Annotated in this window: 12 protein-coding genes; 6 read left to right on the plus strand and 6 right to left on the minus strand. The window is 64.4% G+C overall.

The window, feature by feature from the left end; all coding sequences use genetic code 11:
* Positions 1 to 163 precede the first annotated feature (163 nt).
* Both scpA and IF10I1_RS08660 read right to left on the minus strand, forming a co-directional pair.
* A complete protein-coding gene (scpA, locus tag IF10I1_RS08655; protein ID WP_186415068.1) occupies positions 164 to 2,329 on the minus strand; it encodes a methylmalonyl-CoA mutase in 2,166 nt (721 codons plus the stop codon).
* Positions 2,326 to 4,314, minus strand: coding sequence for a methylmalonyl-CoA mutase subunit beta (locus IF10I1_RS08660; protein ID WP_186392486.1), 1,989 nt, complete (start codon positions 4,312 to 4,314; stop codon positions 2,326 to 2,328). The genes scpA and IF10I1_RS08660 overlap by 4 nt, the downstream gene beginning before the upstream one ends.
* A 103-nt stretch (positions 4,315 to 4,417) precedes the next feature.
* On the opposite strand from IF10I1_RS08660, the gene IF10I1_RS08665 reads away from it, so the two are divergent.
* Positions 4,418 to 4,651, plus strand: a complete 234-nt coding sequence (locus tag IF10I1_RS08665; RefSeq protein WP_164477509.1) for a hypothetical protein — start codon at positions 4,418 to 4,420, stop codon at positions 4,649 to 4,651.
* 69 nt (positions 4,652 to 4,720) lie between these two features.
* Positions 4,721 to 5,422 carry a helix-turn-helix transcriptional regulator gene (locus IF10I1_RS08670; RefSeq protein WP_186392487.1) on the plus strand — a complete coding sequence of 234 codons (702 nt, stop codon included), beginning with the start codon at positions 4,721 to 4,723 and terminating at the stop codon, positions 5,420 to 5,422.
* A 92-nt stretch (positions 5,423 to 5,514) separates the two neighbouring features.
* On the opposite strand, the gene IF10I1_RS08675 is transcribed toward IF10I1_RS08670, so the two are convergent.
* On the minus strand, positions 5,515 to 5,922 hold the full coding sequence (locus tag IF10I1_RS08675) for a DUF4332 domain-containing protein (protein WP_123195610.1): 408 nt from the start codon (positions 5,920 to 5,922) through the stop codon (positions 5,515 to 5,517).
* Between the two features lie 187 nt (positions 5,923 to 6,109).
* On the opposite strand from IF10I1_RS08675, the gene IF10I1_RS08680 reads away from it, so the two are divergent.
* From IF10I1_RS08680 to panC, 3 genes are all read left to right on the plus strand, one after another.
* On the plus strand, positions 6,110 to 7,669 hold the full coding sequence (locus tag IF10I1_RS08680; protein WP_186392488.1) for a helicase HerA-like domain-containing protein: 1,560 nt from the start codon (positions 6,110 to 6,112) through the stop codon (positions 7,667 to 7,669).
* Positions 7,670 to 7,817: 148 nt separating this feature from the next.
* A complete protein-coding gene (gene panB, locus IF10I1_RS08685) occupies positions 7,818 to 8,657 on the plus strand; it encodes a 3-methyl-2-oxobutanoate hydroxymethyltransferase (protein ID WP_186392489.1) in 840 nt (279 codons plus the stop codon).
* Positions 8,654 to 9,508, plus strand: a complete 855-nt coding sequence (gene panC, locus IF10I1_RS08690; RefSeq protein ID WP_186392490.1) for a pantoate--beta-alanine ligase — start codon at positions 8,654 to 8,656, stop codon at positions 9,506 to 9,508. Before panB ends, panC begins: the two co-directional genes overlap by 4 nt.
* Positions 9,509 to 9,520: 12 nt before the next feature.
* Here the strand turns inward: panC and IF10I1_RS08695 are convergent, their stop codons facing one another.
* Positions 9,521 to 10,906, minus strand: coding sequence for a multicopper oxidase family protein (locus IF10I1_RS08695; protein WP_186392491.1), 1,386 nt, complete (start codon positions 10,904 to 10,906; stop codon positions 9,521 to 9,523).
* Positions 10,907 to 11,132: 226 nt separating this feature from the next.
* Between IF10I1_RS08695 and IF10I1_RS08700 the strand changes: the two genes are divergently transcribed.
* Positions 11,133 to 12,521, plus strand: a complete 1,389-nt coding sequence (locus IF10I1_RS08700) for a dipeptidase (RefSeq protein ID WP_050471042.1) — start codon at positions 11,133 to 11,135, stop codon at positions 12,519 to 12,521.
* 45 nt (positions 12,522 to 12,566) lie between these two features.
* Here the strand turns inward: IF10I1_RS08700 and IF10I1_RS08705 are convergent, their stop codons facing one another.
* Both IF10I1_RS08705 and IF10I1_RS08710 read right to left on the minus strand, forming a co-directional pair.
* Positions 12,567 to 13,313: a YoaK family protein gene (locus IF10I1_RS08705; RefSeq protein ID WP_123193821.1), complete on the minus strand. Its 747-nt coding sequence runs from the start codon at positions 13,311 to 13,313 to the stop codon at positions 12,567 to 12,569.
* A gap of 630 nt (positions 13,314 to 13,943) precedes the next feature.
* Positions 13,944 to 16,106: a malate synthase G gene (locus IF10I1_RS08710; RefSeq protein ID WP_186392492.1), complete on the minus strand. Its 2,163-nt coding sequence runs from the start codon at positions 16,104 to 16,106 to the stop codon at positions 13,944 to 13,946.
* Positions 16,107 to 16,370 lie beyond the last annotated feature (264 nt).

The following is a 16,370-nucleotide window of genomic DNA, read 5'->3' on the forward strand; positions in this document are numbered from 1 at the left end:
CACTGCCGGCACGCACGCACCGGCGGCTCCGAAACCGAATAGCTTCCATCGCCATCCCTGGCCTTGTGCCGGGGATCTGCACAAGCCATTGGCCTGCAGATGGCCGGGACAAGCCCGGCCATGACGAAGGAGAGAACACCAGCTTTGTGAGGAATCTGATCCCTCACGCCGCCTCGCTCCCCTCATACCCCAGCCTCGCGTTCAGCTTGGCGATGAGGTCCACGGCGGCGTCGGCGATGACGGTGCCGGGGGGGAAGATGGCGGTGGCGCCGGAGGCGTAGAGGGCGTCGTAGTCCTGCGGGGGGACGACGCCGCCGACGACGATCATGATGTCCTCGCGCCCTTCAGCGGCCAGTGCCGCCTTGAGGGCGGGCACCAGGGTGAGGTGGCCGGCGGCAAGCGACGAGACGCCCACCACATGCACGTCATTTTCCACCGCCTGCCGGGCGGCTTCCTCAGGCGTTGCAAACAGCGGGCCGATGTCCACGTCGAAGCCGAGGTCGGCAAAGGCGGAGGCGATCACCTTCTGGCCGCGGTCGTGGCCGTCCTGCCCCATCTTGGCGACGAGAATGCGCGGGCGGCGCCCGTCGTTCTCCTCAAAGGCCTCCACGAGCTTCTGCACCTTGCCCACCTTGTCCGACATGGCCCCTGCCTCGCGCTTGTAGACGCCGGAAATGGAGCGGATCTCCGCCTTGTGGCGGCCAAACACCTGCTCCATCGCCAAGCTGATTTCGCCCACCGTCGCCTTCGCCCTTGCCGCCTTGACGGAAAGGTCCAGCAGGTTGCCTTCGCCGGAGGCCGCGCAGGCGGTGAGGGCGGCCAGCGCGGCCTGCGTTTCGGCCTCGTTGCGCTCGGCCCTGAGGCGCTGCAGCTTTTCGATCTGCATGGCGCGCACCTGCGCATTGTCCACCTTCAGAACCTCGATGGGCTCTTCAAAGTCGGGCTTGTACTTGTTGACGCCCACCACGGTCTGCGCCCCGCTGTCGATGCGCGCCTGCGTCTTGGCAGCGGCCTCCTCGATGCGCAGCTTCGGAATGCCCTTTTCGATGGCCTTGGCCATGCCGCCCAGCGCCTCGACTTCGGTGATATGCGCCATGGCCTTGGCGGCGAGATCCGCGGTCAGCTTCTCCACATAGAAGGATCCGCCCCACAGGTCGATGGGGCTGGTGGTGCCGCTTTCCTGCTGCAGAAACAGCTGGGTGTTGCGGGCAATGCGGGCGGAAAAGTCCGTCGGCAGGGCCAGCGCCTCGTCCAGCGCGTTGGTGTGCAGCGACTGGGTGTGGCCTTGCGTCGCCGCCATGGCCTCCACGCAGGTGCGGATAACGTTGTTGTAGACATCCTGCGCCGTCAGCGACCAGCCGGAGGTCTGCGAATGGGTGCGCAGCGACAGGGACTTGTCACTCTTCGGCGCAAAGTTCTGCTGCATCAGCTGCGCCCAGATCAGGCGCGCGGCGCGCAGCTTGGCCACTTCCATGAAGAAGTTCATGCCGATGGCCCAGAAGAACGACAGGCGCGGCGCGAACTGGTCAATGTCCATGCCCGCCGCCACCCCGGCGCGGGCATATTCGATGCCGTCGGCGATAGTATAGGCCAGCTCCAGATCCGCCGTCGCCCCCGCTTCCTGCATGTGGTAGCCGGAGATGGAGATGGAGTTGAACTTCGGCATGTTCTGCGAGGTATAGGCAAAAATGTCCGAAATGATCCGCATCGAGGGCGCAGGCGGGTAAATGTAGGTGTTGCGGACCATGAACTCCTTGAGGATGTCGTTCTGGATGGTCCCCGACAGCCGGTTCTGCGCCACGCCCTGCTCTTCGGCAGTAACGATATAGAGCGCCAGCACCGGCAGCACGGCACCGTTCATGGTCATGGACACGCTCATCTGGTCCAGCGGAATGCCGGAAAACAGCGTGCGCATGTCGAAGATGCTGTCGATGGCCACGCCCGCCATGCCCACGTCCCCGGCCACACGCGGGTGGTCGCTGTCATAGCCGCGATGGGTGGCAAGGTCGAAGGCGACGGAAAGCCCCTTCTGCCCGGCCGCCAGATTGCGCCGGTAGAAGGCGTTGGAATCCTCCGCCGTGGAGAAGCCCGCATATTGGCGCACCGTCCAGGGCTGCTGCACATACATGGTGGGGTAAGGCCCGCGCACGAAGGGCGGCAGGCCGGGGTAGCTGTCGAGATGCGAGAGCCCTTCAAGATCGGCAGCTGTTGGCACCGGGGGGACGGCGATGTCTTCCGGCGTCATCCAGCTGTCCAGGCCCTCAGGCGCTTCGGCCTTGCCGAGCACATCACGGAACGGGCGGACGGCAAAATTCGGAATCCGGCTCACAGCAACCCCTCCCCTGATGTTCCCGCCGCAACCGGCAATCCAAGACGCCTGTGCGCATCGGCAAGGATGTCCAGCATGGCACAGCCCTCGAAGACAAAGGCGCTGACACCTGCATCCTTCAAGGAGGTCTCCAGTTCGCCCGGCTTTCCGGCCAGATAGATGTGCTCCGCCCCGGCGGCGGAAAGGGCGGCAGCGGCCTCCGCGCCTTGCGCGGCATAGATCTTGTCCGAGGAGACGAGGCAGACCAGCGGCGCCCCGCTGGCGCGCCAGGCCTCGACGGTGGCGCCGATGCCATCCGTCTCTGCCCCGCCGGTCACCGGCAGACCGCCCGCCTCGAAGAAGTTCTTGGCCCAGGTTGCCCTTGCGGTGAAATCCGCCAGCGGCCCGAGAGCCGCCAGAAACACGGTGCGCCCGGCCGGATTGGTCAGGGCTGCGGCCTCCCGCAGGCGCTCGAATGGCTCGGACTGGCGCTCCGGCTGCGGCATTCTGGTGTTGAGGCTGATCTCGTCGATCAGCGGGCGGGACGCCATGATGTCCGTCAGCGTCGCTCCCTGTTCCAGCGCGTCGAAAATCGCCTGCATGACGGAACCCTCCCCCGGTCTCGGCAGGGCGAGGGTTGAAGAGGCGACGTCCAGCAGCAGATGCTCACCGGACAGAACCCGCACCGGCCCTTCCTGCAGGTTGGGGAATGCGCTGACGCCGGTGATCTGCTGGCGGCGGCGGGCAATCTTCTGGCTGCGCTCCGTCCTTGCCACGTCCACGCGTTTCTGCACGGTACCGGCCACCATGGCCTCAACGATGCCGCCGGCCGCTTCCGTTTCCTGAAACAGCGCCCAGGCAGCAGCGGCCAGATCTTCAGTCCGGGCCTCGATGGCGCCGGAACCGGCGCCCGGGTCGGCCACCCGGTGCAGGTTGCTTTCCTCGATCAGGATGGTCTGCGTGTTGCGGGCAACGCGCCGGGCAAAGCTGTCCGGCAGGCCGCAGGCGGTGGTGAAGGGCAGCACGCTGATGCTGTCCGCCCCGCCCACGCCAGCCGCGAAGCAGGCCACGGTGCCGCGCAGCATGTTCACGTATGGATCGGCCTTGGTCAGCATCCGCCAGGAGGTTTCCATATGCAGATGCAGGTGGTGTTGCGGCAGGCTGCTTTGCTCCAGCACCGCCGCCCAGAGACGGCGCATCGCCCGCCCCTTGGCAATGGTGCCGGTCTGGTCAGCCGTCGCGGCCAGCGTCATGCTGATGAGCGAGGCGGGGTTGTCTCCCCCTTCGCCTTCAGCATCGAGGTCGCGCAGATAATGCAGGGCCGTAGCCAGCGTGAAGGCCAGCTCCTGCGCATCCGTTGCGCCCCGGTTGTGCCAGCTGCGGCCGTCGGCGCAGAGCAGCGGCCCACGCATCCCCTTTGCCTGTGCAAAGCGGGAGAGGTCAGCGATGCGTTTGCGCAATACGGGAATGGAATTCTTGAGCGTGCCGGTGTGCACCAGCTTGGTCACATAGTCACTGCAGGAAATGATATTCAGCTTCGACACGTCCAGCCCCATGCGCTGAGCGTGACCAATCAGCAGGGCCAGCGTCGAGCCGCTTTCGTAGCCGCCATCGACCCGTATGGTGATGAGATCGGTGTAGACACCTTCGAACAGACGGTCGAACCCGGCTGCATCCTGCGCCCCGCAGCCAAAGCCATGGGCATTGGCTGAGGAGGTCAGAACCAGGTCGATGCCATCGGCACCGCCCGCCAGGTCCTCCAGCAGCAGCCGGTTGGCAGCTTCCACATCCGGATGGTCAACGCGCTGCAGAATTTTCCAGGGCTGCCCGGCCGGGCGGCCGGCCCGCGGGGAGGCTTCCGCCTTGCGCGGATACAAGGGCGCAATGGCAAGGTTGTCCTCGCTGCGCGAGACGAGACGCTCGCGCGGAGCGCCCTTCAGCGCCTTGTCAACGGCTGCCAGCCATGCAGCTTCATCAGGTGTCCAGTCCGGGTGCAATTCTGCCACGACGCTCAACTCCTCGGGATTGTCACCTTTATTTCATTTGAGGGAGAGTGAGACAAGCTCGCCCAAAGGCTGAAGCCTTTTCGCCAACGGACGCAGCGTTATCATGATGATAACCATCCAGCCGCCGTTTACCCGTCTTTGCCCGATTGTTCCGGCCTCAGGTGCAGATTGGCGGATTTGGCAAAAACTCTGCTCATATTACGGTTGGTATTTTTATGGTTTCTGGGCTAAAAGCAAAGACAAGCTTCCGAGCAAGCAAAACGCTTGTTTCCCGGCAGCCTGCAGACCGGAAACGCTTCCCATCAAAAAACAGCGGACGGCCTGCAGACCCGAATGAGGTCAAACTTCCGGTCACCCGGAAGTATAACAACAAGCGGTTCATGCCGCCTGCAAGTGGATGTGCACAATGATGGATGAAGCTGAACTCAGCACAGAGCTGCGTACCATTTCAGAGTCGAACTCTGCCCAGATTGTCCTTGACGTTCTGGAGACAAATCTCCGCCGCCTGGGTGCGACCCATATTCTCGTCACCGGCCTGCCGATGCCCAAGCGCTCCATCGAGAGCCTTGTTCAGCGCTATCGCTGGCCGGATGCCCGCACCGGTTCGGCTGACAATCCGCCGCTCTCGGCCAATGATGCGGTCCTGTCTCTCGGCCTTGCCTCGGACCGCACCTCGGTCTGGACCGTGTCGGCCGGTGACACACATCATTCGCGCCTGATGGCTGCGGTTGGAGAAGGCTACCAGATCATCGCGGTGCCGGTGACCGAGTTGCAGCCCTTCCAGGCCTTCGTCTATTGCGCCGGCCCCAGCCTGAAGGCTGACAAATGCTCCCTCGCGGCTATCGAAATGATTGCGGAAGCGGTCTTCGTGAAGCTGCAGGACATGGGCGTCATCACCGCCCAGCGCCCCGGCGCATTGTCCACCCGCGAACGCAAGGTGCTTGAGCTCACCGCCTTCGGCAAGACCGCAGGGGAAATTGCCGAGCTTCTGGATATTTCCCAGCGCACGGTGCATGCCCACCTGCAGAACGCCAGCGTCAAGCTGAACGCCTCCAACAAGACCCATACGGTCGTTGAGGCCCTGCGCTACGGCCAGATCCGCGTCTGAGCGCTGAAGGCTCCCGAACTCCAAGATTCCAAAGGCCCACCGGTTGCATCCGGCGGGCCTTTTGTTTTTCAGGCAGCTGCGAAGCTCGGCTGTCAGTACGTGAGGATGGCCGGCAGCTGCTTGGCCTCTTCGATCCAGCGGGCCACCATCGTCTCCGACGGCACCTGGCGGACAAGTTTTTTCACCGCATTCACCTCGGCCATTTTCGCGGTCAGATTTGCAGGCACCCGGTGCTTCAATTCCTTCACCGTGTCGACACCAGCTGCTTCCAGCAGTTCGGAATATTCCTCTGCAACGCCCCTGATGCGCATCAGATCGGCCATGTTGGCCCATTTCAGGATCCGCTTGTGTTCGATGCCGGTTTCGGCGCCCAGCGCCTCGCGCCCCTTGGGATCCTTGGCACGCTCCAGCAGATCGCCGGTCGTCCGGATGCCCGCCGCGTGAAGCCTTTCTGCATAGACAGGACCGATGCCTTCAATATCAATGACTGGATAAGACATGCGCATTACTCCCTTTAGCTCCCACCGGTCCGGCGCGGCAGCGCCAGCCCCAGTCCATTGAAGCCGTTGCGTCAGAAAATGCAATCACCGGTTCCGCGAGATTTTCCGGAAACAGATTTGCCTCTGGACCGCGCCCCTTACGGTGATAGAAATCACCAAGGGACATGACGCCAAAGGACGGGAAAACGTGACGGACAGCATTTTCATTGGCAGCAGCGGCAAGGATGAGGTTCTGAACCTGAAGTTTGCCAACCGGCACGGCCTCATCACCGGGGCCACTGGCACCGGCAAGACGGTGACATTGCAGATCCTGGCGGAGGGCTTTTCCAAGGCCGGCGTCCCGGTCTTCTGCGCCGATGTGAAGGGCGATCTGTCGGGCATTGCCATGCCGGGCGATCCGAAGGACTTCCTGCTGAAGCGGGCAAAGGACATCGGCTTTGCAGACCGCTATGAATTTGAAGGCTTCCCCACTGTCTTCTGGGATCTATTCGGTGAGCAGGGCCATCCGCTCAGGGCAACCATCTCCGAGATCGGGCCGCTGCTTCTGGCCCGGATGCTGGACCTCAACGAAACGCAGGAAGGCGTGCTGAACATCGCCTTTGAACTGGCCGATGACGAGGGCCTGCTGCTGCTGGATCTGAAGGATCTGCGTGCCATGATCGCCCATGTGGGCGAGCGGGCGGCCGAGCTGTCACGCATCTATGGCAATGTCTCCTCCGCCTCCGTCGGTGCCATTCAGCGCGCCCTGCTGGTGCTCGAGCGCGAAGGCGCCGACAAGTTCTTTGGCGAGCCTGCCCTCGACATCCGCGACTTTGCCCGCCAGAGCCGCGACGGGCTCGGCACCATCAACATTCTGGCCGCCGACCGGCTGATGCACTCGCCCCGGCTCTATGCCACCTTCCTGCTGTGGATGCTGTCGGAGCTGTTCGAGGAGCTGCCCGAGGTGGGCGACCCGGAAAAGCCGAAGCTGGTCTTCTTCTTCGACGAGGCCCATCTTCTGTTCACCGGCGCCCCCAAGGCGCTGCTGCAGAAGGTGGAACAGGTGGTGCGCCTGATCCGCTCCAAGGGCGTGGGCGTCTATTTCGTCACCCAGAACCCGATGGACGTGCCCGAAACGGTGCTGGCGCAGCTTGGCAACCGGGTGCAGCACGCCCTGCGCGCCTTCACCCCGCGCGAGCAGAAGGCCGTGCGTGCGGCCGCTGAAACCTTCCGCCCCAACCCGAACCTTGATACAAGCAGCGTCATCATGGAAATGGGCGTTGGCGAGGCGCTGGTTTCGACGCTGGAAGGCAAGGGCGTGCCCTCTGTCGTGCAGCGCACGCTCATCCGTCCGCCCTCATCGCGCCTTGGCCCCATCAGCGCGGCAGAGCGGCGCGACTGCATCCAGTCCAGCCCCCTCTTTGGCCTTTATGAGCGCGCCCGTGACCGGGAGTCCGCCTATGAAATGCTGACCGAGCGGGCACGCGATCAGGCCCGTGTGGAAGAGCGCCAGAGGACGGAAGACCTGCGCACCGGCGCCTATGACCGGGAAGAGCCTGTCCGCCGCACGCGCACCGGCTTTCAGCTGCCGGATTTCGGCCGCGACGACCGGCCCCGGCAGGACAGCCAGACCCAGCGGCGGCAGCGGGCTTCTTCCCGCGACACTGCACTGGAAGCGGGCATGAAATCCGCCGCCCGCAGCCTTGGTTCCTCGCTGGGCCGGGCGCTGGTGCGCGGTGTTCTGGGCTCGCTCAAGCGGGGCTTCTGAGCCCTGCTTCACCACTGCGGCGCACAATTCACTTCGCAGGCGCAAGAAAATATGCCAATGACGCAGGCCATGCGCAACGCATCGGCCTGCGGCGGCCCCGCCCGGACCTTCCGGCAGTCTCCGCCATCAGGCCTCTGGGAGGAACTGCATGAGCGCTTCGGTTTCCGTCAGCGGCCTGACGCCGCCCGAGATCAAGGCCCGCAAGGGCGGCACACCGCTGGTGTGCCTCACCGCCTACTCCACCCCCGTCGCCCGCATTGCCGACACCGCCTGTGACGTGGTCCTGGTGGGCGACAGCGTCGGCATGGTGCTGCATGGCCTGCCCTCCACGCTCGGCGTCACCATGGAGATGATGATCCTGCATGGTCAGGCCGTCCGGCGCGGCGTCGAAAAGGCCCTGCTCGTCATCGACATGCCTTTCGGCTCCTATGAGGAAAGCCCCGAACAGGCCTTCCGCAATGCCGCAAGGCTGATGCGCGAAACGGGCGCAGGCGCGGTCAAGCTTGAGGGCGGCGAGACAATGGCGGAGACCATCGCCTTCCTCACCCGGCGCGGCATTCCCGTCATGGCCCACATCGGCCTGACGCCGCAGGCGGTCAACGCTTTTGGCGGCTACAAGGTGCAGGGACGGGGCGAGGATGGGACCCGCATTCTCGCCGATGCCCATGCGGTGGCACAGGCCGGCGCCTTTTCGGTGGTGCTGGAAAAAGTGCCGGACAGCCTCGCGCGCCAGATCACGCAGGAGCTGGCCATTCCCACCATCGGCATTGGCGCCTCGGTGGATTGCGACGGGCAGATCCTCGTCATCGACGACATGCTCGGCATGTTCACGGCCTTCCGCCCCCGCTTCGTCAAGCGCTACGCCGAACTGGGCCACACGGCGGAAGCCGCCGTTGCTGCCTATGCCGAAGAGGTGCGCGCCCGCAGCTTCCCCGGCCCCGAACATGTCTTCGCTGACGCGCCGCGCTCCAAGGGAGAAAAAGCATGAGCCTTGAGACGATCAACCGCCTTGCCGCCCTGCGTGCCCGCACTGCTGGTTGGCGGCGCGAGGGGCTGACCATTGGCGTGGTGCCGACCATGGGCGCGCTGCATGACGGCCATCTCAGCCTTGTGCGCACCGCCCTCACCCGCACCGACCGGGTGATCGTCACCCTCTTCGTCAACCCGAAGCAGTTCAACAACGCAGCGGATCTCGCCGCCTATCCGCGCACGGTCGAAAGCGATGCGGCCAAACTCACGCCGCTCGGCACCCATGTGCTCTATGCGCCGGAAGTGGAAGAGATCTATCCCGACGGCTTTGCCACCAATGTCTCCGTCAGCGGCGTCAGCGAAGGTCTGTGCGGCGCGCACCGGCCCGGGCACTTCGATGGCGTCGCAACGGTCGTCAGCAAGCTTCTCCTGCAGACCGGCGCAGACCTTGCCTTCTTCGGCGAGAAGGATTTCCAGCAGTTGCAAGTGGTCAAGCGCATGGTACGCGATCTCGACATCCCGGTGGAGATCGTCCCCTGCCCGACGGTGCGCGAGACGGATGGCCTCGCCATGTCATCCCGCAATGTGCGCCTGTCAGCGCAGGCCCGCAGCACGGCAGCAGCCCTGCCCGCTGTCCTCTTCGCCGCCGCAGAGCGCCTGTCCGGCGGTGAAGCGGCAGAGTCCGTTCTGGCAGATGCCCGCGCAGCCATTGCCGCTGCCGGCTTCGGCGACCTTGAATATCTGGAACTGCGCGCCGAAAGCGACCTGACGCCCCTGTCCCGCGCCGACCGCCCCGCCCGCCTCCTCGCCGCCGTCTGGCTCGACGGCGTGCGCCTCATCGACAATGTGGAGGTGATGCCGAGGGGGTGAGCTGCCCTTTCGTCACGCCTCAACGGAAATATAGCCCGTCAGTCCGGTCTTCTGGTGTTCGATGACATGGCAGTGGAAGGCCCAGTTGCCGGGGTTGTCGGCCACAAGGCCAACCTCGATGGTTTCCTGCGCCATCAGCAGCGCCGTATCGGTCACCAGCGGCGGCAGCTCGCGCTTGTTGGAGCGCAGCAACTGGAAGGACAGGCCGTGCAGGTGGATGGGGTGGTCGTTCTGCGTTTCGTTGCGCAAGCGCAGCACATAGGACCTGCCCTTGCGCAGCACCGCCAGCGGATCGACCGGCCCCGGCGCATCCCCCTGCCAGGCCACCCGGTTGATCGACCAGAAGTTCAGCCCCAGCGTGCCGCAGATGCTGGGCTGCGGCGCGGTGCCATCCGGCGTCCAGCCGAAGACGAAATCGATTGTTTCCGCCGAAGCCAGATCCGGCAGCGGCACGGGATTGGCGGGCAGCGGCTTCAGCTCCGCCAGACTGCGCTTCAGGCTCTGTCCTTGCGCCTTCAGCCGGGCCACTACGCGCGGCCCCTTCTGGGTGGCCAGCGTCACCAGCACCTCCTGCCCTTCCCCGTCCGGCATGCGCAGCGCCACATCCGCGCGCTGACCGGGGGCAAGAAGAATGCTGTCTGCGGAAAGAGGAGACGCCAGCGGGTTGGAATCGAGCGCAATCACCCGCGCCTCGCCGCCTGAAACAGCAAAGGTTCCAACGCGCGTTACATCCGTCATGATCAGACGCAGCCGCACAAGCCCGCCAGCCGGGGCCTCATAGGCTGGTTCTTCCTGCCAGTTTGCCGTGGAAACCGTGCCCAGCGTGCCGCCTCTGGCCGCGTTGCGCAGCTTGTAGAACTCGATGAACTGCCCGTCGCTGCCCAGCCGGAAATCGCGCAGGTTCAGCGGCAGGTCGAGATCAAAGCCGGGGTCTTCCGCCTCTTCCACGATCAGCGTGCCCGTCAGCCCTCTGGCCATCTGCTCCAGTGTGTTGCAATGGGGGTGATACCAGAAGGTGCCCGCATCCGGCGCTGTCAGCTCATAGCGGAAGCTCTGTCCCGGCTCGATGGGATCCTGCGTCAGATAGGGCACGCCGTCCATGGCATTGGCGATGCGCAGGCCGTGCCAATGCACCACGGAAGCCTCTTCCAGCTGGTTCTGCACATCGACAATGAAAGGCTGGCCCTGCTTGAGCCGCAGCACAGGCGGCACGCCCGTATCGCCGAAACCCATCATGCCGCGGGTAACGGTGCCGGGGCGCAATTCATGCTCGCAAGGGCGGATCGGCAGCACGAAATCCGCCGCCTTTGCCCGGCTTGCGGCAAGACCGCCCGCCCCGAAGGCCGCAAGGCTTGCGGCTGTCCCGGTCAGGAATTCGCGGCGGGAAATGGAGAACATGAGTTTTTCCTTCAGCTTGTGCCGGCGATCCTAGCACCGGCGCGGCCAGATGCAATTTGGCCGGAAGGAACGGATTGACGCAGGGCGCAGCCAACTGTGTCCTTTGTCCGCAGCACACTTGCCCCGCTGGTCCGATGCCGCCATTGTGGCGCAACCGGAGCAAGGCCCATGCCTTCGCCCCCCGCCTTTTGCCCCGTGATGGCAGACATACCCCAGGAGCCTCTTCATGAGCCAGATCGACAAGGTTCTCGCCCGCATTGACGCGGATCTCGACAACGCCCTTGCGCGCCTCTTCGACCTTATCAAGATCCCCAGCATCTCCACCGACCCGTCCTACAAGGCCGATTGCCGCAAGGCGGCCGAGTGGCTGGCGGCTGAGCTGACCGGCATCGGCATTCCCGCAAGCGTGCGCGACACGGCGGGCCATCCGATGGTCGTCGGCCACCGCAAGTCCGGCAAGCCCGGCCCGCATGTGCTGTTCTACGGTCACTATGACGTGCAGCCGGTCGATCCGCTGAACCTTTGGGAAACTGATCCCTTCGAGCCGCGCATTGTCACCCGCGCCGATGGCTCGAAGATGATCGTTGCGCGCGGTGCCGCCGACGACAAGGGCCAGCTGATGACCTTCGTGGAAGCCGCCCGCGCCTATATCGCCGAAACGGGCGATCTGCCGGTGGATGTCTCCATCCTGTTCGAGGGCGAGGAAGAATCCGGATCGCCCTCGCTGCACCCGTTCCTCGAAGCCAACAAGGACGAACTCTCCTGCGACCTCGCGCTTGTCTGCGACACGGGCATGTGGGACCGGGACACCCCGGCCATTGCCCTGATGCTGCGCGGCATGGTGGGGGACGAGATCATCGTCAAGGCCGCCGCCCGTGACCTGCACTCGGGCAGCTACGGCGGCTCGGCACAGAACCCGAACCATATCGTCGCCAGCATCATTGCGGGCCTGCATGACGAAAATGGCCGCATCACCCTGCCCGGCTTCTATGACGGCGTGCATGACCTGCCGGAGAGCCTCGCCGCCATGTGGTCAAAGCTCGACTTCTCGGCGGAGGAATTCCTCGGCGAGATCGGCCTCAAGTATCCGCGCGGCGAAAAGGGCCGCCTGCCGCTGGAGCACATCTGGACCCGCCCGACCGCCGAAGTGAACGGCATGTGGGGTGGCTATCAGGGGCCCGGCTCCAAGACGGTGATCCCGGCCGAAGCCCATGCCAAGTTCACCTTCCGCCTCGTCGGCGATCAGGATCCGGAAAAGGTACGCGAGGCCTTCCGCGCCTATGTACGCTCCAAGATCCCGGCGGACTGCACGGTGGACTTCATCGCCAAGGACGGCAGCCCGGCCATTTCCCTCAACCCGGATATGCCGGCCATCGCCAAGGGTCAGGCCGCGCTGAAGGCCGAATGGGGCAAGGAAGCCGCCCTCATCGGCATGGGCGGCTCCATTCCGATCGTCGGCGACTTCAAGCGCATGCTCGGCATGGACAGCATGCTGATCGGCTTTGGTCTTGATGACGACCAGATCCACTCGCCGAATGAGAAATACGAGCTGAAGAGCTTCCACAAGGGTATCCGCTCCTGGGCCCGCGTGCTGGAAGAGCTGGCCAAGGCCTGATCAGACGCCTTCTGCCTGACCGTTCCGGACAATGCTCCGGAGCGGTCAGGCCCCGGCGCCTGAGGCGCCGTTCTGGCGGCTGCGCTTGCGCACATGGAAGATGGCCCGCGTGGCGATGAGGCTGAGCGCGCCGGAGCAGATGAACAAGAGCCCCGCCCCGATCTCCCGGTAGACGAGAACGCCCGCCACGCCTCCGGCGAGGAACGACAGGATCGTCGCGCCATGCAGGCGCAGCTTGGCCATGTTGTGGGCTGCGTCCGTCTGCGTATCGCGCCCGCGCGCAATATCAACGGCAACGCCGATCTCGATGCCGATATCCGTCGCCATGCCTGACACATGCGTCGTGCGCACCCGCGCATCTGAAATGCGGGTCACCGTGGCATTCTGCAGCCCCATGAGGAAGGCAAGGCCCAGCACCAGCACCGTGCTGCGCCATTCCGCCAGCAACCACAGGTCCGCCGCCGCCAGCGCCGCCAGCAGAACGGCCTCGCTGAAGATACTGTAGGCATAGATGCCGATATTGCCTCTGCGGCGCCCGGCGCTGATCATCAGAGCGGACACGGCAGCACCGGCGATAAACACCACGACGATCGTCAGAAAAAACAAGGCCGGCAGCCAGTTGCCCTCAGCCGCCTTGTCGGAAAACAGCGAGACATTGCCCGTCATGTTGGCCGAGAAGAAGCCGACAGCGTAAAAAGCTGCCGCATTCAGCGCACCTGAAATCGCGGCAAGCGAGCAGGCCAGCGCCAGATCGATCCGCTCGTTGCGGGCAAGCCCTTCCGCAATCAGCATGGTGACAGCCCTGCTCCCATCCGCAACACCCCGTTTGCGGCAAGGCTACAGCGGGCACAGCAGAACGCAAGGTGCTATGCCCGTCAGATGGTAAAACACCGGGTGGACCCGCAAAAGAAAACGGCAACCCCGCTGCCGCAGCTGCAAGGTTGCCTTCTTCAAACAGTTGACCAGCCCAAGACGGACAGGCAGCGCGGTCTCCCCAGTCTCCAGAACAGGCGCAAGCCTGAATGGGACTGGAAACAAGCACTTTCCGTCCAGTCTCCCCGGCTGCTGGCCTCGCAACCGGGGCCCGGTACCGGGAGCCTTCTGGCTCTTCTCGCACCGGTGGTACAGCGTCGATGGGGCGCGTTATGCGTTCTGTACTAACGCCAAGGTATGCTTGTCCCTTTGCGCTTTCAAGCCGAATGAGAAGCACGCAGAAAACTTGTCTAGATGAATCCCACCAAAGTCTTACAATGTTTGATGAAAACGTCCAAAGACGCACCAAAACGATACAACCGCCCTACACGCTTACGGGATGGACGAACAAGTATCGAGAATCACAGCTCATTTCAGCGGCTTCACCCCCATGAAAAAAGGCGCAGGCAACCGCTGCCTGCGCCTCCTGCTTTTCCCATGCTGCCGGTCTCAGCCGCGCTGGCGGGCCTTGGCCTCGCGGCGGCGGGCGTGCAGCACCGGCTCGGTGTAGCCATTGGGCTGCTCAACGCCCTTGAACACCAGATCGCAGGCCGCCTGGAACGCGACGGAGCCGTCGAAATCTGCGGCCATCGGCTGATAGGCCGGATCACCGGCGTTCTGCCGGTCCACCACAGCAGCCATGCGCTTCATGGTTTCCATCACCTGTTCGCGGGAGCAGACGCCATGGCGCAGCCAGTTGGCGATATGCTGCGAGGAAATGCGCAGCGTCGCCCGGTCCTCCATCAGCCCGACATTGTGAATGTCCGGGACCTTGGAGCAGCCGATGCCCTGATCCACCCAGCGCACCACATAGCCAAGGATGCCCTGGGCATTGTTGTCGAGTTCGGCCTGGATGTCTTCCGCGCTCCAGTTCGGCCGTGTGGCCACCGGGATGGAGAGAATGTCCTCCAGCTTTGCCTTCGGGCGGCTCTTCAGCTCCTCCTGTCGGGCGGCGACGCTGACCTTGTGGTAATGCAGCGCATGCAGCGCCGCGGCCGTGGGCGACGGCACCCAGGCGGTGTTGGCCCCAGCCATCGGGTGGCCGATCTTCTGCTCGATCATCGCCTTCATCAGGTCCGGCATGGCCCACATGCCCTTGCCGATCTGCGCATGGCCCGGCAACCCGCAGGCAAGGCCCACATCCACGTTGTTTGCCTCATAGGCCGAGATCCATGCGGCGGCCTTCATGTCGCCCTTGCGGATCATCGGCCCGGCCTCCATCGAGGTGTGCATCTCGTCGCCCGTGCGGTCGAGGAAGCCGGTGTTGATGAAGAACACCCGGTCCTTCGCAGCGCGGATGCACTCCTTCAGGTTCACCGTGGTGCGGCGCTCCTCGTCCATGATGCCCATCTTCAGCGTGTTGCGGGCTATGCCCAGCACGTCCTCGATGCGCGCAAACAGCGTATCGGCAAAGGCCACCTCTTCCGGCCCGTGCATCTTCGGCTTGACGATATAGACCGAGCCCGCCCGGCTGTTGGCGCGCCGGCCCTTTGGCCCGATGTCATGCAGCGCGATGGCCGCCGTCACCATGCCGTCGAGAATGCCTTCCGGCACCTCGTTGCCCTCCGCATCCAGCACCGCATCGATGGTCATCAGATGCCCGACATTGCGCACCAGCATCAGCGAGCGGCCATGCAGCGTGAAGGTGTCTCCTCGCGGCGACAGATAGGTCCGGTCGCCATTGAGGCGGCGGGTCATCTGGCGCCCGCCCTTCTCGAACGTGTCTTCCAGATCGCCCTTCATCAGGCCCAGCCAGTTGGCATAGACCGTCACCTTGTCTTCCGCATCCACGGCGGCAACGGAATCCTCGCAGTCCATGATGGTGGACAGCGCCGCCTCCACCACGACATCGGCGATGCCCGCCTTGTCCGTGGCGCCGATCCGGTGGGTGCGGTCCCGCAGGATTTCCAGATGCAGGCCGTTGCGGCGCAGCAGCACCTTCTCCGGATCCTGAGCCCCGCCCGTGTAACCGGCGAACTGCTCCGGCGCGGCAAGCCCGGTCTTGCCGGACATGAGCGAACAGACCAGCGCCCCGCCTTCAACGGCAAGCCCGGTCACCTGCGACCAGGCGCCTTCGGCCAGAGGCGCCGCCTCGTCCAGCACCTTGCGGGCATAGGCAATCACCTGCGCCCCGCGCGCTTCGTCATAGCCACCGCCTGCCGGTGGCGTGCCCATGGCGTCGGTGCCGTAAAGCGCGTCGTAGAGCGAGCCCCAGCGGGCATTTGCCGCATTCAGCGCATAGCGCGCATTCATCACCGGCACCACGAGCTGCGGCCCGGCGACTTCGCCGATTTCCGGGTCCACATTCTGCGTGCCAACCGCAAAATCCGCGCCTTCCGGCACCAGATAGCCGAGCTCCGTCAGGAAAGCCTTGTAGGCCTCCATGTCCGGCGCGCCCGGATTGGCCCGGTGCCAGGCATCAATGGCGGTCTGCAGCCCGTCGCGCTTTTCAAGGAGGGCCCGGTTCACCGGCGCCAGATCCGCCAGGATCTTCGCAAAGCCGCTCCAGAACACCTGCGGACTGACGCCAGTGCCCGGCAGGGCCTGATCATTCACGAAGTCATGAAGCGCGCGCGCAATCTTCAGGCCATCGATTTCAATCCGTTCCGTCATGTCCAGCTCCCGGCAACTGCCCTGTGCAAACACCTCTCGCGGCACATACCGCCGCATCATGCCCGCACTCTCTCCGCGAGCAGGCTTTGCGTCAATCCAACGAAATCCCACATGACCTTTTCCCTGAGGGAACAAATCAAATCTCCCGGCTCCCTTTGAGAAAGGGAGCCGGACCTGATGCAGATGCAAGGCAGAGAGGAATTTTCAGGCAGGGCCGCTTGCCAGCAGTGGATCAGCCGTGCAACTTCTTTGGGCACATCGCGC

The sequence above is a fragment of the Pannonibacter sp. I15F10I1 genome, from assembly GCF_900185665.1.
GTDB lineage: Bacteria > Pseudomonadota > Alphaproteobacteria > Rhizobiales > Stappiaceae > Pannonibacter > Pannonibacter indicus.